This is a genomic window from Wolbachia endosymbiont (group B) of Villa cingulata, from assembly GCF_964028285.1.
Taxonomy (GTDB): Bacteria; Pseudomonadota; Alphaproteobacteria; order Rickettsiales; family Anaplasmataceae; genus Wolbachia.
Genome location: NZ_OZ034766.1, coordinates 158,140 through 177,670 on the forward strand (window position 1 = coordinate 158,140; position 19,531 = coordinate 177,670).

The following is a 19,531-nucleotide window of genomic DNA, read 5'->3' on the forward strand; positions in this document are numbered from 1 at the left end:
AGTATAGCTTAAGGATTTTAGCAAATAAAAAATTTAAGTTAAGTTTTTAGTTTATGATACCAAAGTAGATAAATAAGTGTTCCGCTTAAAGGGAATAGACTTGATATTAACAATGTTTTTATAGAAGTCTCGTATATTATCCAACAGCAAAAAGATACAGCCACACCTCCAATTAAAAATTTGCAGTAGCTTTTGTCTTGTATATTAACTTTGAGAAAAGCAAGGCTACATGCTAAGTAGATAAACAAAAATGACACCACAGAGATATCAATTATTGAAGTTACTTGCTCAGCAAAACTTTTGTTTGACGTTAGGATAAGTAAAACTAACACCCCCAAAGTACTGAGTATTATTCCCCATAATGGAGCATCATGCTTATTTTTTTTGCCAAAAAATTGCGGCATTAACTTGTCTTTTGCAAGGCCTAAGGTGACCTGTCCATCAGCTAAAAACCAAGCATTTAAATTACTTACAGAAACGATAAAGGCAACAACAGAAATAATTAAATGCCAATTACCTGGAAACATAATTTTTATCGCATCAACATATGGTGCTTTTGAACTAGCTAATTCATTACCACTTATCAATCCCATAATTGAAAGACTATTGATGAAATATATCACAGCAACACAGACTGTTCCAAGCACTATAGCTCTTGGTATTGTCTTAGCTGGATTATTGACGGATCCTGCAGGTGCTGTTGCTGATTCAAGTCCAATAAAACACCATAGAGTAAGGAGTGTAGAACGAGCAAGAGTTTGTGATATTGTAAAGTTTGATACTTCCTCGCTTACAATAAAATTATTTTTATCAAAGAAAAACAACCCTGCAATAGGTATTGCGAGAAGTGCAATAATTTTAAAAATGGTCAGCAGAAGCTCAACATGCCCAGCAGTAGTTACTCCCCTTAAGTTTATTAGCATAATAGCTAAAATTAATGTTATTTCTAAAAGCAAACGTATATCTTGTATATCATTATGAAAAAGCGGGGCTAAATAACCGATACTTGCAATTGTCACAGCTGTTGAGCTTACCCACGAGCTTACCCAATATGTCCAGCCAACAAAAAAAGCTGTTGTAGAGCCAAAGGCATGTTTCACATAAATATGAGGACCACCCGTTTCTGGAAATTTTGCGCAGAGTGAAGCAAAAACTAAAGCAAGAGATATAGCGCCAAATCCTGATATCACCCAGCTTATAAGGCTATAAGCGCCATAAGGCGCAAGGCTAATTGGGAGCATAAAAATTCCAGAGCCGATTTGGCTGCTGATCACCAAGGCAAAAACAGCCAAAAAGCCTATTTTATTTGACACGACAATGTTTAATTTTTATCTGAATATATTAACAATATAGCTGAAGCTCGAAAATTTCAATTGATCTTTTTTGTATAAAAATTTGCATTTTTTTAATTTAAGCATATAATGAGAAGTATATTAATAGGTTATTAAGAAGTGGTTTATGAATCCGAGGTTAAAAACATTTTTGGTTGTTTGTGGGTATGTTCTATTAGTTGGTGCTACTATTGGAGCAATTTTTTTATTTGACTACTTACTTGAGATCTTTATTGATGCGCTTTATGCATTCCTTCTTGCCAAAACTTCAAGTGAGGTGCTAGCTGTTTTTGGAGCACTTGCAGTTTTACTTGCCACTTGTGTTTTGTGCTACGGACTGCATAAGCTCTGTTCTATTTTTACAGAAAAGATTACAAGTAGCTATCAATCTTTCAAAAATGAAAATAGTGATGATAACATTTTTTCTGAAGTATATAATGATCCGACAATAGGGTTGAAAGATAAGATTTTATTTTTTTCTATATACTAAATATATTGTATCCAATTACCATTTTTGTATTGTTCATCGAAGATATCAGAGCTTAGCAGAACATTATCAAATAGTAGAGCGTTGGGTCTTAGAATATGTTTAGTGCTTATTAATACTATATTATTGATCCCAGTAGCACTTCTTGAGTTAATAAAGTATCCATTAATAAAGCTCTTCTCGCCTCTGGGTTTAAGTGTAAAGCAAATGAGCTTTTTGTTTAATGTAAGTGATGTAGGCACCGTCAGCCAGAGTGTTCATACGAGTAGCTTTCAGCAAAGCATTATTGAGTGTGCAAAAAAATTAAAGGAAGAACATGGCACTCCATCAAATGAGCTGGATGAAGAGTTTAAAAACTATATAGGCGGTTTGACAAATCAGCAGAAAGAACTGATAGCGCCTTATTTGAAGCTAGATAATTATAGAGAAGGAGAATGGGTAAGGTGGGTAGATTCTAAAACCGGATTGACATTAACACAGGCTATAAATTTAGTTTTAATTACAGCAAGAAAGCAAAATGCAGATGTAGAGCTGTTGAAATCCATATTACTGGTTCGTTTTGAGGAAAGTAATCGCCAGTGTGGCCCTGGAATGCTTAATCGTATCATTTATGCATTAAGTGGCCTTGAAGCAGAAAATAATTTTGCAGCTCAATTAGAGCCTCAGATAATAGGAGAGTTGGCCGGTAATACTACTAAAAGATTTCTTGAGCAATCTGTAGATAAGCACTACTTTAAAATAAAGATTTTAAAAGAAAGTTTTGATGACTTTTATTCGCTAGGTTCTGGAGTGGATTTGAGCAATGCAAATGATGAAGTAAAGGAAGGAATTTCTCATATGAGAGGTACTATAAAAGAATTTGTATTTAAAGAATTATATGTGAAGTTTCATAATGACTATGGAGAACATATTCGAAGAGGGCAAATAAAACAAAGGCTAAGAGAATTAATAACAGATGAAGTTATAGATACAGCAATATCTTATAAGATAGACGAGATAGAAGTTCCTGCAGAACCATCTACTTATCTTGAAAGAGTGAAAGCATTTTTGGGAAACGTGGTAAGGTTTTCTGCTGCTTAGCATTCCTCTAGAGTTTGCTAAACTTTGATTGTGAGTTAGGCGTGAAGCTAAAATTGGTATTTACAATTAACTCACAGCAACCTAGGCGATGGCAATCTGGCCGCCTTCTAATTTTTCCTTATTGATTTGTAGCAGGTTCTTTGTTATGGTTATGAAAAGAAACTTCAAACCTCATTAGTATACTTTGATAGGTGAGTATTACATATGATAATATTGATAACAAATGATGATGGTTTTGAAAGTGAAGGAATAAGACTACTTAAAGAAATTGCACACAATTTTGCATCGGAAGTATGGATAGTGGCACCAGATACTGACAGGAGTGGATCTGCAAGATCTCTTGATTACCCAGTGAAACAATCTATTAGAATAAACCAACATAGTGAAAGGGAGTTTAGTGTGTCTGGTACTCCCGCAGATTGTGTTATTATCGCGTTAAATAAAATTATGAATAAGAAACCAGACTTAATATTATCTGGAGTAAATATTGGATCAAATGTCGGAGATGACATTTGTTATTCAGGCACAATCGGTGCTGCAATGGAAGGTGTTGCAAGATCTATACCTTCTATTGCGCTGAGCCAAGTTTATCATGGTAAAATAGACTGGAACAATACAAAGATTTTTGCACCAAAGGTTATTGCCAAGCTAATGAAAGTTGGTTGGCCTAAAGATATAGTGATGAGTATAAATTTTCCTGCTACAGAAAAAGTGAAAGGGGTCGAATTTGCTGAACAAGGTGAATATAACATTGATGGTGATTTAACTTTTACTGAAAACTTGAATGGTTCTTTGAGCTTAAATTGGTCTCGAGAGCACTCAGGCAGTGGTAGTATAAATAAAATAAAAGGAGGTTTTATTACTATTACACCGATAAAATTAGATTTTACAGATTATGATATATTAAATGCTATGAAAAATTCTTGTGCAGAGGAATTTTCTTCTATAGCTAACACTCCTATTGCTTCTGATTAGATATTTTCTACGATTTTATCGCTAGCAATTATTTTTTCTTCACCCGTATCCATGTTTTTAATTTTTAAAGTTCTACTGCTTAGCTCTTCATCACCAAAGATTAATGCAGTTTTTGCATTTGCTTGATTTGCTTTTTTCATTCGGGTTTTAAGCGTTCCACTATATTCATAAATCACATATAAATTGTTTCTGCGCAATTCACTTGCAAGTACTAGAGCATATTCTTCAGCCTCTCTACCAATTGGAATTAGATAAATAGGCTTCTCTTTCTTTTCAGCATAGCTGATTAATTCCATTATACGCTCAATACCCCCTGCAAACCCTATTCCTGGAGTATGCTTTCCACCTACTGAAGATACTAGATTATCATATCTTCCACCGGCAAAAACTGCCCCTTGTGCACCTAAATCTTCTGTGACAAATTCAAATACTGTGTGACAATAATAGTCTAGACCTCGAACTAATTTGCTATCTACAGTGTAAGGTATGCCAAGAGCTTGCAGTCCATTTAACACCTGGTCAAAGAAATATGAAGATTCTTTTGTATAATAATCACTGATTTTTGGTGCGTCAGAGATTATTTCTTTATCTGTCTTATCCTTAGAGTCTAATATTCTGAGTGGATTTTTAATCAATCTATTTTGACTATCTTCTGATAGGTCATTTTGAAACTTTTTTAAATACGATATCAAAGCTTCTCTATATTTAGTTATTGTTTCACCATCACCCAAAGAATTAATTTCTAGTTTTACATTCCTATTGATGCCAAATTCAGTTAGTAGGTGCTGAGCAAGTGATATCAATTCAATATCAAGTCTTAGATCTTCTATACCAAAAACCTCAAAATTTATCTGATGAAATTGTCTTTGTCGTCCTTTTTGTGGTCTTTCATAGCGGAATGTAGGTCCTGTTGAGAATAATTTTATTGGTGTTTGCAGTTTTTTTTCAATGAGTAACCTAACAATAGCTGCAGTGAACTCAGGACGCAGAGTTATGCTCTTTCCCCCTTTATCAATAAAAGTATACATCTCTTTAGTGATAATATCTGAGCTATCACCTAAAGTCTTTGTAAAGACTTCTGTGTATTCAAATATCGGAGTTTGAACAGGTAAAAAGCCGTATAAACTTGAGATTCTATTTGCTGTTTGCTCTATGTATTTAAATTTATACCATTCATCAAACAGAAGATCTTTCGTTCCTCTAACTGTTTGATTAGTCATAGCATAGTCTCTATACCTGAAACTTCTGGTATGTGATAGCTTAGCATATTCTGCACTCCTTGTTTTAAGGTAATTGCAGCACTTGGGCACCCAGAGCAAGCTCCTTGCAGTTCAACGTAAACTATTCCGTCTTTATAGCCACGGAACTTGATATCACCACCATCTTGAGCAACTGCAGGTTTAATATAACTTTCCATCAATTCTTTTATTCTATTTACAATTTCTATATCATTTTCATTAAAGAATTCTTCCTCTAGCATTTTATTATCACTTACTCCTTCTTTATCAAATGCTTTTCCACCAGAAGTAAAGTGATCCATAATTGTAGTTAAAATTTCCACCTTTACTATATCCCAATTCATTCTATCTGATTTTGTTACCGAAATAAAATCATGACCAAAAAATACTCTTATAACATGTTCTATTTGAAAAAGATTTACTGCTAGTTTGGAGTTCTTTATTTCATCTGCATTTGAAAAATCAGCTGTTTCTCCTTCGCTCAGAATTTCAAAACCAGGAAGAAATTTCAGCGTGTTTGGGTTTGGTGTTTCTTCAATCTGGATAAACATGTTATTTACCATGACAATTATAATTGTTACTATTTAATCATAAAATGATAAAAAAATATACATGTCATTCATCTTCTTCCTTTTTTTGATATTCACAATAATCACGTTTGTTTTACCTAGCGTTGTTGTATTTTTTCTCTTTTTGGCAAAGAGAAATAACATAAGTTTTATGATGAACTCTATATTAAGTAAGTTTTTGAACGAATTTAACAGCAGTAAAAGTTACACCAAAAATTACACTGGTGATAATATGTCCAAAGATGAAGCATTAAAAATACTGGGGCTGAATTCCGAGGCAAACCAAAATGAAATCAATAAGGCATACCAAAATTTAATGAAACTGGTCCATCCAGACAAGGGAGGATCGGAATATTTTGCACAAAAGTTAAACGCAGCACGTGATAGGTTGATGAAGACCTAATTTTAACCATTGTTTTCTCTGTAAATTTTGCTTGTACATATTAAGTTGCATGATATAAAGCCGGAAACATTATTCTTTAGGAGGTATTTGATGAAAAAACTTGAGAGATTGAGAAAGAATTTATTTGCGGCTATAGATGAGCTTAATATTAAGAAAGTTAAAAGATATGTTAAAAAGGCAAGATATATAAATAAAGAAAAAGAGATTATTAATGGTAAAAAAGATGGTCTATACATCTTGCTGTTTATAAAGGTAGCTTAGAGATAGTGCGGTTTTTGCTTAAAAATAATGCTAATATTAATGCTGTTAGTGATGGATGTCTTGTTCCTTACTCGTACGTTACTACCATGAGTAGCAAAACAGAAATAAAAGAAATGATATATCATTGTACTAGTAGTACCACTTCCCAAGTAATGCAAGGTTTTACAGCTTTACACTTAGCCTTTTTTTATTGTCGATTAGATATCGCGAATCTTCTGCTCAATAATAACATTATTAATGTTATTATTAGAAATGCAAATGGCAAAACGGCATTTGAGGTTATCCCAGGTTATGAAAGTCTTTGCAGTGATGGCTGTGACATGAGCAAAATATACTTAGATTTATCAAAATTTCATAAAAATAATTGTACAGAACTATTACTCTCTGCTAGAATAAATACTAAGTTAGAATTAGAAGCTGGTGATACTCCAGATCCTGCACCAAGCAGTGCAGTAAAACCTTTTTCTTTTATTAATAGTATATTTAATTGGGTAACCACTGCCACACTCAATGGCTTATTCAGCAGTGCTCCTACTTTACTTCCTGCACAGCAATCTGTTGATCACTTGGCTGGTAGCCCAATTGGTTCTTCACAAGTTGATTTTAATGCAACAGCTCTACTAGTTGATGTAGTGGTCAAAAAGTTCACAGGGAAAAAGTATTCAAGGCTACTGGACAATCCACCTCTGACAAGACTTTCTATTATAGAAAAAAAACTCGAGACGGCAATTAGTAGTTGTGAAAAACTTTATCAATGTCCTGAAAGTTCATTAAGCAATTTAACGATATCTAAAGGTATGCATCAAAAGTCCCTTTAAATCAGTTAAAATAAGCACTCTAATTCGAGTGCTTATTTACAAAACTTATCCCTTATTTCCTTTTCTAAAGCAGATTGCTTCTTATTAAGAGCAAAAAAATTTGAATAAGGAAGCTCAGCATATTTTGTACAAAAGTTAACGTGGTAGGTTGCTGAAGACCTAATTTTTAATTATTGAAATTTTTCTCTGTAAATTTTGCTTGCACATATTAAGTTGCATGATATAAAGCCGGGAGCATTCTCTTTTAGGAGGTATTTAATGGAAAAACAAAAAATAATTGAGATTTTAGGAAGAAAATTAGTTTCTGCTATAAGCAGAGGTGATTTTCAGAAAGTTAAAGAATGTATTAAAGAGATAGAGTATAAACAAATAAAAAATGAAGTTTTGAATTATGAAAGATACTATATGAAACCTATACATCATGCTACTCTCTTGGGTAATTTAAAGATATTAGAGTTTTTATGTAACAGCGGTGCTGATGTTAATACTACTATTAGTAATCGATATTTGAGTACTCCCTTGCACATTGCTGCTAGACATGACAAACTAGAAATAGCAAAGTTTTTACTTGATCGTGATGCTAACATCAATGCTACAAATTATAAAGGCTTTACACCTTTGTACTTAGCATCTAACGATTGTCATTTAGATATGGTAAAACTCCTACTCTGTAGAGGTGCTGATGCTAGTATTCAAAGTCGTTACGGCAAAACAGCATTAGATGTTGTTGGAAATGCTAGAAAAGATGAATGTAGTAGTGAAATTCAAAAAATAGAATCTGTATTGAGCAGTGCTACTGAAGCTGACTGTGAAGCAAAATTAACTTCTATAAAAGCAGGTATTAAGGTAGGGTTAGACGCTAACAAGGGCACAGATTCGGTAAGTAGTGCAGCGAGTCTTCAATTATCCCCTACCAAAGCAATTAAGATAGAATTGGAAGTTAGTAATACCAAAAACTTGGCAAGTAGCACAGTGAACTCTTCCTCCACTCCTACCAGAGCAGATTTTAAAGAAGCTAGCAGCATCACAAGCGGCGCAGTAAAACCTTCTTCTTTTATCAATAGTATATTTAGTTGGGTAACCACTGCCACACTCAGCGACTTATTCAGCAGTGCTCCTGATTTACCTCCTGCACAGCAATCTGTTGACCACTTAGATTGTAGCCCAATTGGTTCTTCACAAGTTGATTGTAATGGAATAATTCTGCTAACTGCTGCAGCAATAAGTAAGTTCACAGGAAAAAAATATTCAAGGACACTGGACAATTCACTTCTCACAATAGAAGAAATTAGAGAAAGAAAGCTTAACACTATAGAAAAAAACTTCGAGACAGCACTTAGTAAGTGTAAAAAACTTTATCAATGTCCTGAAAGTTCATTAAGCAATTTAACGATATCTAAAGGTATACATCAAAAGTCCCTTTAAATCAGTTAAAATAAGCACTCAAGCTTGAGTGCTTATTTTCGTATAATCCTCTTTAAGTTTAAGCTCTTATATGTTGGGAATAAGCTGCTACGAAACTTAAGTAAATTAAGGAAGCTTATAGCGTTTTGTACAAAAACTAAATGTAGCAGGGTATACACAATGAAATAAATAATCTCTTGCGTTGTGGAATTTCTTTAGCTTTACATATAAATTTTACTAGTATATGCATAAATTATGTGATATACAATCAAAAGTTTTACTCTTTAGGAGGGGTTATGGTTACAAAAACAGAAGTTGAAAAATGGAGAGACGGGCTACGTTCTGCAGTAAAGGAACATGATTTTCAAAAAGCTGAGAAGTATATTAGAGAAGGAAAGACACATACTACTAATGTTATTAACTCTAAAGATAGAAATGGTAACTCACCTTTATCGATTGCTGTTAGTAAACAAGATTTAGAAATGATGAGGTTTTTAATTGAGAATGGCGCAGATGTTAATATTGAGGACTTTTTTCGTGTGCCTCCTATATACTATGCTGTTACAAAGGACACCACAGAAATGATAGAGCTTCTAATCGATAAAGGAGCAAGCATTAGTGGTTATTTTTCATATGCTGATAAAAAACGCACTCTTGTAGGTTGGGCTATAGACAAGAATAGTCCGGAAAAAGTGGAGGTCTTACTTAAACATGGTGCTAGCCCAAACGGCAAATTTGATCTTCTTGCTTATTCACAAAATTCATGCCTACATGCTGCTATTGAAAAAAACTACTCAAGAATAGTTGAGCTTCTTATTGAATATCGTGCTAATGTCAATGTTCAAAACGAACAGGGACAAACACCTATATATTTGGCTATTAGTTCAAAACGTCCAAAAATAATTAAGCTATTATACGATAATGGTGCTGATATTGATAATGTTAAGAATATAAGGAACGAGACACCATTAGATTATGTTAAGTTATTTTATCCAGGTAAAACGATAAAAGAAATTGCTGCAGAGGCAGAGAGTATCAATGTAAATCCAGATCCTGCACCAAGCAGTGCAGTCAGGCCTTCTTCTTTTATTAATAGTGTATTTAGTTGGATGGGAACTTCAACAACTGCTGCACTCAGTAGCTTATTTCAGAGTGCCCCTGCTTTACCTCCTGCACAGCAATCTGTTGCACATTTGACTGGAAGCCCAATTGATTTTTCGCAAGTTGATTTTAATGGAACAGCTCTGCTAGCTGACGTGGTAATCAGAAAGTTTATCGGGAGGAAATATTCAAGACCATTGGATGATTCACTTTTGACATTGGAGCAAATTAGAGAAAGAAAGGTTAGTGCTATAGAAAGGGATATCAAGATGGTAATTAGTGAGTTTGAAAAACTTGATCAATGTCCTCGAAGTTTATTAAGCAATTCAACAATATCTAAAGGTGTATGTCATCAAAAATCCCTCTAAATCAGTTAAAACAAGCACTCAAGTCTGAGTGCTTGTTTTCGTGAAATCTATTATTTAAATTAAACTTTTTATTGTGCGTTGTAGGTAAGTTGTTACAATAAAATGAGTTAAGATGAAAAAACTTTAAGTTATGGAAGATGATAGCAAGAAAGAAATAACAGAAGAAAAAGGTATATTAGGTTGGATAGAGTATAGACTGCCTATATTTTCTTTTCTAAAACATACTGCTTCTTATCAAGTACCAAAAAATTTAAATTATGCTTGGAATTTTGGTTCTTTGGCTGGTATAGCACTAATTTTGCAGATAATAACAGGTATATTTCTTGCCATGCACTACACTCCGCATGTTGATCATGCATTTAATAGTGTGGAGCGTATAATGCGTGACGTAAGTTATGGATGGCTGATACGTTATACTCATGCTGTTGGGGCGTCACTCTTCTTTATGGTGGTCTATGTTCATATCATGCGTGGATTATATTACGGATCTTATAAGAGACCGCGAGAAATGGTGTGGTTTATTGGCATATTTATATTCTTTGCAATGATGGCAACTGCCTTTATGGGATATGTTCTTCCATGGGGACAAATGAGCTTTTGGGGTGCAACAGTTATAACTAACTTATTTTCAGCCATACCTTTAATTGGCAATAAAATAGTTATATGGTTGTGGGGTGGTTTTTCCGTTGATAACCCAACACTTAATCGTTTTTTTGCCCTTCATTATCTTCTGCCCTTCATTATTATTGCTTTAGCTATGTTGCATGTTGTTGCTCTGCATAGATTTGGCTCTAATAACCCAAGTGGAATAGAAGTAAGGTCAGGTAAGGACACTATTCCTTTTTATCCTTATTATATAGCAAAGGACTGCATAACTTTTGGTTTATTTTTTATAATTTTGTTTGGATTTGTTTTTTATGCCCCTAATTATCTTGGTCATCCTGATAATTATATAGAAGCTGATCCTATGGTAACTCCAGTACACATAGTACCAGAGTGGTATTTCCTACCTTTTTATGCGATGTTGCGCTCAATTCCAAATAAGCTTATTGGTGTACTTACCATGTTTGGATCTATTTTAGTTTGGTTTCTTTTGCCTTGGCTTGATAAATCAAAGGTTAAAAGTGGTGCTTATCGCCCATTATTTAAGAAATTTTTTTGGGTTTTTGCAATAAATTTTGCATTTCTTGCTTGGCTTGGGGGGCAGGAAGTTAAAGAGCCTTATATTACTTTAAGTAGGCTCTCAACTCTTTATTATTTTTCATATTTTGTGATAGTTTTACCTTTACTTAGTAAGTATGAGAAACCAAAAAAATTACCAAAAACAATAAGCGATTCCGTTCCGGAGATGAAGTGATGCTGTTGGTTAAAGTTGCTGTATTTTGTATATTATTTCTCACTAATTCTTTGTCTGCAGAGGAGTTTAAACCTTTACCAAATAAGAAAATCGACTGGAGTTTTGATGGAATTACTGGATCTTTCAATAGAGAGTCAATTCAGCGTGGCTATAAAGTATACAAGGAAGTCTGTGCTGCTTGCCATTCAATGAATAGAATAGCGTTTCGTAATTTGCAAGATGTTGGTTTTTCTGAAGAGGATGTAAAACAAATTGCAGCCTCTTACCAAGTTAAAGATGGTCCGAATGATTTGGGTGAAATGTTTGATAGGTCGGGAGTGTCTTCGGATTATTTTATTGCACCTTTTGATACAAAAGAAGCAGCTGCAGCAAGCAACAATGGAGCAATTCCACCGGACTTATCATTAATTGTCAAAGCAAGACATGATGGTGCAAATTATGTCTATTCACTACTAATTGGTTATCAAAACGGTGAACATGATGAGAACGGTTTATATTTTAATCCATATTTTTCAACAGGCAGGTTAGCTATGGCACCACCATTATCTGAAGGAATGGTAGAATATGATGGTACAAGGCAAGCCACAGTTGAAAATATGGCATATGATGTGGTAAATTTCTTACAATGGGCAGCAGAGCCAGAACTGGAGCGCCGACATAAACTTGGGCTAAAAATAGTGACATATTTTATAATTTTGACGGTGTTTTTTGTTCTCACTAACAATAGAGTTTGGAGCCAACTCTATAAAAAAGGAAAATAGAACTTCATTTACGCTCGTTTTTATACCTTACTCATAATATCATGTGTATTATGTAATGATAAATATATTATGAAAGTATAGGGATTATGGCATTTCAAATAGTTACAAATTTTCAGCCAGCTGGGGATCAACCACAAGCAATAGATAGTTTAGTTGAAGGACTAAATAACAAAAAAAGAGATCAGGTTTTACTTGGAGTAACTGGCTCTGGAAAAACTTTTACTATGGCAAATGTTATTGCAAGAACAAACAGGCCTGCGTTAATTATGGCGCATAATAAAACTTTAGCGGCACAGCTTTACGAGGAGATGAGAGGATTTTTCCCCCACAATGCTGTTGGATACTTCATTTCTTATTATGATTATTATCAGCCTGAGGCTTATTCGCCACAAACAGACACTTATATTGAAAAAGACTCTTTAATAAATGAAAGAATTGATATGCTACGCTATTCTGCTATATGCTCTCTTTTGGAGCGTAGGGACACGATTGTAGTTGCGAGTGTTTCTTGTATATATGGTCTTGGTTCGCCTGAGAGCTATCTCAGCATGACCTTGACTTTAAGTGCTGGAGATAAGATTCATGTTAATGACTTTCTGAATAATTTAGTTAATCTCCAATATAAACGTTCTGATGTCAGATTTGAGCGAGGATATTTCAGAGTGCGCGGCGATATTATTGATATATTTCCTGCCTATTATGAAAATAAAGCTTGGCGTTTATCATTGTTTGGTGATGAAATAGAGGAAATTTCTGAGATTGATGCCATGAACGGCAATATTATCAGACGCATATATACAGTCACCATTTTTCCAAATAGCTATTATACTACATCACGTGAGACTCTTTTGCAAGCAGTTCAATTGATTAAAAAAGAACTACATGAACGCCTGGATTATTACTATTCACAGAACAAAATTGTTGAAGCAAAACGCCTTGAGCAGCGTACTAATTTTGATATTGAAATGATGATGGCAACGGGAGTGTGTAAAGGTATTGAAAATTATTCGCGTTATCTTTATGGAATGAAAGCCGGAGATCCACCGCCTACATTGTTTGAGTATTTACCTAAAGATGTAATTTTATTTGTTGATGAAAGCCATGTAACCGTTCCCCAGATAGGTGCAATGTATAGCGGTAATGAAGCACGTAAAAAGAAATTGATAGATTATGGTTTTAGGCTACCTTCTGCTTTTGATAACCGTCCATTAAAATTGGAAGAGTGGGAGGCAATACGGCCACAGACTATTTACGTTTCGGCTACTCCAGGAAAATATGAATTAGAAAAGACTAATCACGCATTTATAGAGCAAGTTATCCGCCCAACAGGACTGACAGATCCCATCTGCATCATAAAACCAACAGGGAGTCCGGTTGATGATGTGATTCATGAGGCACAAGTGACGATAAAAAAAGGATTTTGTATTCTAATTACCACATTGACAAAAAAAATGGCTGAAAAACTAGCTGAGCATATGAGTGAGCTCAGTATGAAAGTAACTTACCTACATTCAGATATTGGTGCACTGGAAAGAATTGAAATTATATGCAAATTAAGATCTAAAGAAATAGATGTTCTTGTTGGCGTTAACTTGTTGCGGGAAGGTCTTGATATTCCCGAGTGTGGATTGGTTGCAATTTTAGATGCTGACAAAGAAGGGTTTTTACGATCAGAGACTTCGCTCATTCAAACGATAGGTCGTGCTGCACGAAATGTTGAAGGCAGAGTAATTTTATATGCAGACAAAATTACTAATTCTATGGATCGTGCACTGAAAGAAACTGAAAGGAGAAGAAAGAAACAGACAGAGCATAATACACTGCATAATATTGTACCAAAAACTATAATAAAGCCTATATCAAATACTTTACAGGAAAAAGTGGTAGTTGAGAATTTTAGTCAGGATGATCTAAATAGTCTGAAAAAGCAAATGTTGAAGCATGCTGAAAATTTAGAGTTTGAAGAGGCGGCAAAAATAAAAGGTATTATTGAAAGATTTAATAATAGGCCCGTTGCATAACTAGAAAAAAGATAAATAATTAATAGTTAAACCGACTTTGATTTACCAACAATTGAAAGAACATCATTCGAGTGGCAGAAAAATGAGCCAGTTCATGATAATTTCAAATTTTCACCTTTTATCTTATAGGTAATGATTGTTGAACTTATTTCTTTCTCGAGATTATGTACAGACTCTAACAAATTAAATCTCACAACAAATTTGTTGTTTCATAGCTTTTATATCATACTATAATTGCAACTGTTTTAACAATAATCAGAGCCTAAAAGAGGTTTATTATCAATGGACTATTTATAAAAAAATCTTATGGAAAATAAAGCTTGGTTCATTTGGCTAATCAGTAACTTGATTGTTGTATTCAGCAATATGCAGATAATCTACACCTTTATAAGCGTGAATCTTGAAAAAGAACTTGGGCTCACAATCGCGCAAGTTGCACTAGCTAATTCAGCATATACTTGGACTTTTGCTATCTCACAATTTTTTAGTGGGGCAATGTTTAATGTTTTTTCCAGCAAAAAAATTTATTTTTTCTCATTATCAATCATGCTCTTTGTTTTTTTTGTCCTTATCAAGAGTGACAATTTTGCCCATTTAATTTTATCTCAATTTTTGATCGCAATTGGAGCATCGTTTGGTTTTATTGGCGCTGCTCATGTAAGTAGCACATATTTTCCCCTTACTCAATTTGGACTGATGTTCTCACTAGTGCAGACAATTTCAAGTCTTTCTGCTTTGATGATTCAAATGTGCTTCTCTAGCTTGCTTGCCGAAGGTGCAGATTGGAAAAATCTTATTGTATGCGTAATATTATTTGGCGTATCGATATTTGTACTTATGTTTTTTTATCCGAAAGGACTTTCAAAAAAAAATTTGGGGGAATACACAATAAAGAGCTCTATAAAAACAGTAATATGTTCTGTACTAACAGTGCTAAAATTAAGAGATATCTGGATAACCTCAATAGTGGGTGCTATTACTTTTGGAACATTTTTAGCGCTTAATATGCTGTGGGCACCAAGGTTACTAAGCAACTTAGAACTCAATACAATGGAGTTAGGTGTGGCAACTGCAATATTGTGGCTTGGTCTTGCAGTTGGTGCTCCAATTGCAGATCTAATCTCAAATCTATTTAAAAATAGAAGGCACGTAATCTCTGCTTTTGCCACATTGCAAAGTATTTCAGCTATTATTTTACTATGCGGCAATTTAACAGTTCATATTATATACTTTTGTATGTTAATGTTTGGTTTTTTTGCAGGAGGACATATGCTTAATTTTACTGTTGGTAGTGAGATTGTTGAGCAGAAGTATATTAGCACATCATCATCCATTATCAATGGATTTATGTTTGTTATGAGTGGAATTTTAGTGTCAATTTTAGCACTTTTTTCAGATCATCAAATGGCGCTTTTCACAATATTTGCAATGTTAACATTTGCTAGTATTTTTAATTATGCTACAAAAGAAACATACTATAAAAATAAAGTAGCTGAATCTTGAGTCGATTGTTATATTATATTAACATACTGTAATAAATTATGACAACAAAAGACACAACAGTAACTAAGGCAACAATAGCTGAATGTATAAACCAGGAAATTGGATTATCGAAAGAAGACTCTATTGCAATAATAGATGATATATTGGATGAGATAAAAACGAGCTTAGCAAAGGATGGAATAGTAAAAATATCTTCATTTGGAACATTTTTGGTTAAAAACAAGAAAGAAAGACCAGGAAATATACCAAAGACATCGGAAAGGGTAGTAATTCAAGCGAGAAAATCAATTTCTTTTAGACCTTCAAAAATGATGAAGAAATTAATAAACAACCGATGAATAAGGAAAAATTATTTTACACAATTGGAGAAGTAGCTGAAGAACTACATTTGGAGCAGCATGTTTTAAGATTCTGGGAAAGTCAATTCCATCAAATTAAACCCATAAAACGGAAGGGAAGAAGACTATATGATCATAAGTGTATAGAGGCAATAAAGAAAATAAAATATATGCTATATGACAAAGGATATACAATAAAAGGAGTACAAAAGGAATTTGGTAACGATGTAAGAATTGATCATTATTCAAGAAATTTGTTGCAAGAACTTACCGATTTAAGAGACTATTTGACTGATAAAATAAATGAAGAAAGTAATAAATAGACGAAAAACACTATAAAGTTTTGTGAAAGTTGATATATCTAGAGATAAGTGTATGTGTCGTATAGCATTGTTCTTTATATTATCAGCAATACTGATAAGCTGTGGCCTGCAAAAACCTGCACCTGTACTACTTAAAGGCGAAGAATTTTATGGGAAAAGAGACCTAGAGTACACAAGGGAGTATCATTTGATTAAAGAAAATGTTGATTCTTCGCTGCGAAAAGAAAGTAGAAAAGCCTTTGTAGATAAGGTATATAACAATAATGCACAAAGCATGTGTAAATTTGTAATACCGGTTAAAGGTGCAGTTACCTCTTCTGATAAAATATGTCAAGATGGCATAAAAATTACTGCTCAAAGTGGAACAAAGGTTATTGCTTCTGCACCTGGCAAAGTAATATACGTAGGCAAAGGCCTGAGGTGGTACGGAAATTTAATTATAGTGGAACATAAAGATAATTACATGACTATGTACTCCTATTTAAAAAACATACAAGTTGAAATTGGTGATAAAGTAAAACAAGGTCAAGTAATTGGATCTGCAGGTAAATCAAGCACACAAGATAAAGATCCGCAGATGTGTTTCACAATAAGGCATAATGGTCAAGCAGTCGATCCTTTAGTACATATAAACTGTGATTGAATTTATGAAATATGATTTTAAAAACGTTGAAAAATTCTACCAAAATAAGTGGGATTTTTCTGTAAGTAAAGATAGTAAAAAGAAGAAATGTTACGTGTTGGAAATGTTTCCATATCCATCTGGTAAGATTCATATGGGGCACCTGCGTAACTATGCAATAGGAGATGCTATAGCACGTTACAAGAGAGCTCGTGGATTTGAGATTTTGCACCCAATTGGCTGGGATGCGTTTGGATTACCAGCTGAAAATGCAGCAAGGGACAATAACATTAACCCTGCAGCATGGACAAAAGATAATATAGATAATATGCGCGCGCAGCTAAAATCTATAGGTCTTTCATACAATTGGGATCGTGAGCTCTCCACATGTGAGCCTGATTATTACAAACACGAACAGAAATTTTTTCTGGATTTTTTAAAGCATGGTCTTGCCTATCGAAAAGAGTCGTGGGTTAATTGGGATCCAGTGGACCAAACAGTGCTTGCAAATGAGCAAGTGGTTGATGGAAAAGGATGGCGATCAGGTGCAGTTGTTGAAAAACGTAAGTTATCTCAGTGGTTTTTAAAGATTACTGATTTTGCTGAAGATTTGCTTCATTGTTTGCAAAGTTTAAAAAATTGGCCAGAGAACGTGAAAACAATGCAAGAGCGTTGGATAGGAAAATCTGGAGGGGTAACTATAGAGTTTGAAATAGTTGGCTTGAATAAGAAATTAAAGGTTTTTACAGTTTGTCCTCATGCTTTATTTGGAGCTTCTTTTCTTGCAATAGCAGCAGAGCATCCTATTGTGCGAGATCTTAAGAACGAAGACATACAAGGCTTTATCGACAGTGTGAAGGCAAAGGGGGAGAATGATGAAAAAATCGGGATTTACACAAGATTAAATGTCAAACATCCATTTCTTGATAAAGAGTTGCCACTGTACATAGCGAATTTTGTGTTGATGGAGTATGGAGAAGGTGCGATTTTTGGTTGCCCTGCACATGATCAGCGTGATTTTGAATTTGCACAAAAGTATGGTTTACCGATTATTCCTGTAGTTTGTGAAGAGAGCACAGAGACCACAGAGATCTTAAAAGAACCGTACTTCGGTGATGGAGTGATGTTCAATTCTGAATTCTTAAACGGACTAATGATTAATGAGGCAAAGGAAGTAATCATTAAAAAGCTTGAAGAAAAAGGAATAAGCAAAAAAACAGTAAACTACCGTTTGCATGATTGGGGAATTTCAAGGCAACGTTATTGGGGATGTCCTATACCTGTTATATATTGTAAAGATTGTGGAATTGTTCCAGTTCCAGAAAAAGACCTCCCTGTTGTTCTACCAACGGATGTAGAATTTACAAGTGGTGGTAATCCCCTGGATAAGCACCCAACCTGGAAATTTGTTGATTGTCCAAAGTGCGGAAAGCAAGCAGAACGTGAAACTGATACATTTGACACTTTTTTTGAATCTTCTTGGTATTTTGCTGCATTTTGCAGTGAAAATAAATCGATTAATAAAGATACTTGTAATCGTTTTATGCCTGTTGATTATTACATAGGTGGAATAGAACATGCAATTCTACATTTGCTTTACTCAAGGTTTTTCTGCCGTGCTTTAACTAAATGTGGCTATTTTGACGTTAAAGAGCCTTTCTCTACTTTAATCACTCAAGGAATGGTCTGCCATATAACTTATAAAGATGAGAATGGCAAATGGCTCTTTCCCGAAGAAGCAAAAGAGTTGATTGCGAAGGGTGCTAAGATCCAAGTTGGAAAAGTCGAAAAGATGAGTAAGTCAAAGAAGAATACAGTTGACCCAAACTTTATCATAGAAAAATATGGTGCTGATACTGCTCGTTTGTTTGTATTATCCGATACCCCCCCAGAAAAAGATATGGAATGGTCTGATGATGGCGTGGAAGGTTGTTTTCGCTACATAAATAAATTGTGGCGTATGGTAGTGCAACTTAGGCCCGTAAACATACACTATGATAATGAAAACATTGTAGGTAAACTCCTAGAGTACAGAAAAAAAATCCATAAACTATTGCAAGGGCTTACAGATGACTTGGAAAACTGCAGATTAAACTGTGTGGTGGCAAAGTTTCGTGAAATGACAAATTTAATAGCTGAAATAGACGTAAAAACTGGAAAATCTCTTATTGATGAAGGTATATGCATACTAATCAGAGTAATTGAGCCATTCATGCCACACCTGGCTGAAAATTTATGGCAAAAAATAGGAGGCGAAGGCATGCTATATATGCAACCTTGGCCAAAAGCTGATGAATCACTACTAATTGATAATATGGTGACTGTAGCAGTGCAGATCAATGGAAAGTTACGTGCAACCATTGAAGTGGCAACTGATTTACCTCAAGAAAAATTGAAGAAAATAGCAACAGATTCTGTATCTAACAAAATCGATCAAAGCAAAATTCGCACTATATATGCTGTACCAAATAAGGTAGTAAACATAGTTATATAAAAATTTTGAGTAGCATGTCCCTAATTTCGTAGGTATACTTTTTTTGGTATGAGGTTATATCTTTTTTAATATAAAGG

Annotated in this window: 19 protein-coding genes; 16 read left to right on the top strand and 3 right to left on the bottom strand. The window is 34.2% G+C overall.

The genetic code is table 11. From position 1 onward, the window contains the following. Positions 1-38 precede the first annotated feature (38 nt). On the bottom strand, positions 39-1,313 hold the full coding sequence (locus ABWU52_RS00885; protein WP_353277072.1) for an APC family permease: 1,275 nt from the start codon (positions 1,311-1,313) through the stop codon (positions 39-41). Positions 1,314-1,458: 145 nt separating this feature from the next. On the opposite strand from ABWU52_RS00885, the gene ABWU52_RS00890 reads away from it, so the two are divergent. The 3 genes from ABWU52_RS00890 (at position 1,459) to surE (ending at position 3,873) form a co-directional block, all read left to right on the top strand. Continuing rightward, positions 1,459-1,821 (top strand): hypothetical protein, encoded by a 363-nt coding sequence (locus ABWU52_RS00890; protein ID WP_353277074.1) that lies wholly within the window; start codon positions 1,459-1,461, stop codon positions 1,819-1,821. Positions 1,822-1,902: 81 nt separating this feature from the next. Next, positions 1,903-2,898 (top strand): hypothetical protein, encoded by a 996-nt coding sequence (locus tag ABWU52_RS00895; RefSeq protein WP_353277076.1) that lies wholly within the window; start codon positions 1,903-1,905, stop codon positions 2,896-2,898. Between the two features lie 204 nt (positions 2,899-3,102). Further along, on the top strand, positions 3,103-3,873 hold the full coding sequence (gene surE / locus ABWU52_RS00900; RefSeq protein WP_353277077.1) for a 5'/3'-nucleotidase SurE: 771 nt from the start codon (positions 3,103-3,105) through the stop codon (positions 3,871-3,873). On the opposite strand, the gene hisS is transcribed toward surE, so the two are convergent. Together hisS and ABWU52_RS00910 are read right to left on the bottom strand one after the other, a co-directional pair. Then, positions 3,870-5,093: a histidine--tRNA ligase gene (gene hisS / locus ABWU52_RS00905; protein WP_353277078.1), complete on the bottom strand. Its 1,224-nt coding sequence runs from the start codon at positions 5,091-5,093 to the stop codon at positions 3,870-3,872. The two genes, surE and hisS, sit on opposite strands and share 4 nt — an antisense overlap. Further along, complete coding sequence (locus ABWU52_RS00910) at positions 5,090-5,662, bottom strand: NifU family protein (protein ID WP_353277080.1); 573 nt, start codon at positions 5,660-5,662, stop codon at positions 5,090-5,092. The genes hisS and ABWU52_RS00910 overlap by 4 nt, the downstream gene beginning before the upstream one ends. 169 nt (positions 5,663-5,831) lie before the next feature. Here ABWU52_RS00910 and ABWU52_RS00915 point away from each other — a divergent pair, with 169 nt between their 5' ends. The 13 genes from ABWU52_RS00915 to leuS all read left to right on the top strand — a co-directional run bounded on the left by ABWU52_RS00915 (position 5,832) and on the right by leuS (position 19,454). After that, a complete protein-coding gene (locus tag ABWU52_RS00915; RefSeq protein WP_353277082.1) occupies positions 5,832-6,083 on the top strand; it encodes a DnaJ domain-containing protein in 252 nt (83 codons plus the stop codon). Between the two features lie 90 nt (positions 6,084-6,173). Continuing rightward, positions 6,174-6,344, top strand: coding sequence for a hypothetical protein (locus ABWU52_RS00920; RefSeq protein WP_353277083.1), 171 nt, complete (start codon positions 6,174-6,176; stop codon positions 6,342-6,344). A gap of 14 nt (positions 6,345-6,358) precedes the next feature. Beyond that, positions 6,359-7,162 (top strand): hypothetical protein, encoded by an 804-nt coding sequence (locus tag ABWU52_RS00925; protein WP_353277084.1) that lies wholly within the window; start codon positions 6,359-6,361, stop codon positions 7,160-7,162. A 258-nt stretch (positions 7,163-7,420) separates the two neighbouring features. Next, the gene (locus ABWU52_RS00930) at positions 7,421-8,587 is read left to right on the top strand and encodes an ankyrin repeat domain-containing protein (RefSeq protein WP_353277086.1); all 1,167 of its coding nucleotides are present in this window, start codon (positions 7,421-7,423) and stop codon (positions 8,585-8,587) included. A 275-nt stretch (positions 8,588-8,862) separates the two neighbouring features. Further along, positions 8,863-10,035, top strand: coding sequence for an ankyrin repeat domain-containing protein (locus ABWU52_RS00935; protein WP_353277088.1), 1,173 nt, complete (start codon positions 8,863-8,865; stop codon positions 10,033-10,035). A gap of 130 nt (positions 10,036-10,165) precedes the next feature. Beyond that, a complete protein-coding gene (locus tag ABWU52_RS00940; RefSeq protein WP_211907500.1) occupies positions 10,166-11,392 on the top strand; it encodes a cytochrome b in 1,227 nt (408 codons plus the stop codon). Beyond that, a complete protein-coding gene (locus ABWU52_RS00945; RefSeq protein WP_353277089.1) occupies positions 11,392-12,153 on the top strand; it encodes a cytochrome c1 in 762 nt (253 codons plus the stop codon). The genes ABWU52_RS00940 and ABWU52_RS00945 overlap by 1 nt, the downstream gene beginning before the upstream one ends. A gap of 86 nt (positions 12,154-12,239) precedes the next feature. Next, complete coding sequence (uvrB, locus tag ABWU52_RS00950; protein ID WP_353277091.1) at positions 12,240-14,174, top strand: excinuclease ABC subunit UvrB; 1,935 nt, start codon at positions 12,240-12,242, stop codon at positions 14,172-14,174. Between the two features lie 306 nt (positions 14,175-14,480). Continuing rightward, positions 14,481-15,677 (top strand): MFS transporter, encoded by a 1,197-nt coding sequence (locus ABWU52_RS00955; protein ID WP_353277093.1) that lies wholly within the window; start codon positions 14,481-14,483, stop codon positions 15,675-15,677. Between the two features lie 38 nt (positions 15,678-15,715). Next, entirely contained in the window at positions 15,716-16,015 is a 300-nt protein-coding gene (locus tag ABWU52_RS00960) for an integration host factor subunit alpha (protein WP_211907504.1), read from the top strand. Continuing rightward, positions 16,012-16,338, top strand: a complete 327-nt coding sequence (locus tag ABWU52_RS00965) for a MerR family transcriptional regulator (RefSeq protein WP_010402982.1) — start codon at positions 16,012-16,014, stop codon at positions 16,336-16,338. The genes ABWU52_RS00960 and ABWU52_RS00965 overlap by 4 nt, the downstream gene beginning before the upstream one ends. A gap of 52 nt (positions 16,339-16,390) precedes the next feature. Beyond that, positions 16,391-16,981: a murein hydrolase activator EnvC family protein gene (locus ABWU52_RS00970; RefSeq protein ID WP_007302156.1), complete on the top strand. Its 591-nt coding sequence runs from the start codon at positions 16,391-16,393 to the stop codon at positions 16,979-16,981. Positions 16,982-16,985: 4 nt separating this feature from the next. Next, positions 16,986-19,454, top strand: a complete 2,469-nt coding sequence (leuS, locus tag ABWU52_RS00975; RefSeq protein ID WP_353277095.1) for a leucine--tRNA ligase — start codon at positions 16,986-16,988, stop codon at positions 19,452-19,454. The last annotated feature ends 77 nt before the right edge of the window (positions 19,455-19,531 follow it).

Bases quoted from the DNA above. Each gene is read 5' to 3' on its own strand.
- ABWU52_RS00890 (WP_353277074.1), top strand. From the start codon at position 1,459: ATGAATCCGAGGTTAAAAACATTTTTGGTTGTTTGTGGGTATGTTCTA.
- surE (WP_353277077.1), top strand. From the start codon at position 3,103: ATGATAATATTGATAACAAATGATGATGGTTTTGAAAGTGAAGGAATA.
- hisS (WP_353277078.1), bottom strand. From the start codon at position 5,093: ATGACTAATCAAACAGTTAGAGGAACGAAAGATCTTCTGTTTGATGAA.
- ABWU52_RS00910 (WP_353277080.1), bottom strand. From the start codon at position 5,662: ATGTTTATCCAGATTGAAGAAACACCAAACCCAAACACGCTGAAATTT.
- ABWU52_RS00915 (WP_353277082.1), top strand. From the start codon at position 5,832: ATGATGAACTCTATATTAAGTAAGTTTTTGAACGAATTTAACAGCAGT.
- ABWU52_RS00920 (WP_353277083.1), top strand. From the start codon at position 6,174: ATGAAAAAACTTGAGAGATTGAGAAAGAATTTATTTGCGGCTATAGAT.
- ABWU52_RS00930 (WP_353277086.1), top strand. From the start codon at position 7,421: ATGGAAAAACAAAAAATAATTGAGATTTTAGGAAGAAAATTAGTTTCT.
- ABWU52_RS00935 (WP_353277088.1), top strand. From the start codon at position 8,863: ATGGTTACAAAAACAGAAGTTGAAAAATGGAGAGACGGGCTACGTTCT.
- ABWU52_RS00940 (WP_211907500.1), top strand. From the start codon at position 10,166: ATGGAAGATGATAGCAAGAAAGAAATAACAGAAGAAAAAGGTATATTA.
- ABWU52_RS00945 (WP_353277089.1), top strand. From the start codon at position 11,392: ATGCTGTTGGTTAAAGTTGCTGTATTTTGTATATTATTTCTCACTAAT.
- uvrB (WP_353277091.1), top strand. From the start codon at position 12,240: ATGGCATTTCAAATAGTTACAAATTTTCAGCCAGCTGGGGATCAACCA.
- ABWU52_RS00955 (WP_353277093.1), top strand. From the start codon at position 14,481: ATGGAAAATAAAGCTTGGTTCATTTGGCTAATCAGTAACTTGATTGTT.
- ABWU52_RS00960 (WP_211907504.1), top strand. From the start codon at position 15,716: ATGACAACAAAAGACACAACAGTAACTAAGGCAACAATAGCTGAATGT.
- ABWU52_RS00965 (WP_010402982.1), top strand. From the start codon at position 16,012: ATGAATAAGGAAAAATTATTTTACACAATTGGAGAAGTAGCTGAAGAA.
- ABWU52_RS00970 (WP_007302156.1), top strand. From the start codon at position 16,391: ATGTGTCGTATAGCATTGTTCTTTATATTATCAGCAATACTGATAAGC.
- leuS (WP_353277095.1), top strand. From the start codon at position 16,986: ATGAAATATGATTTTAAAAACGTTGAAAAATTCTACCAAAATAAGTGG.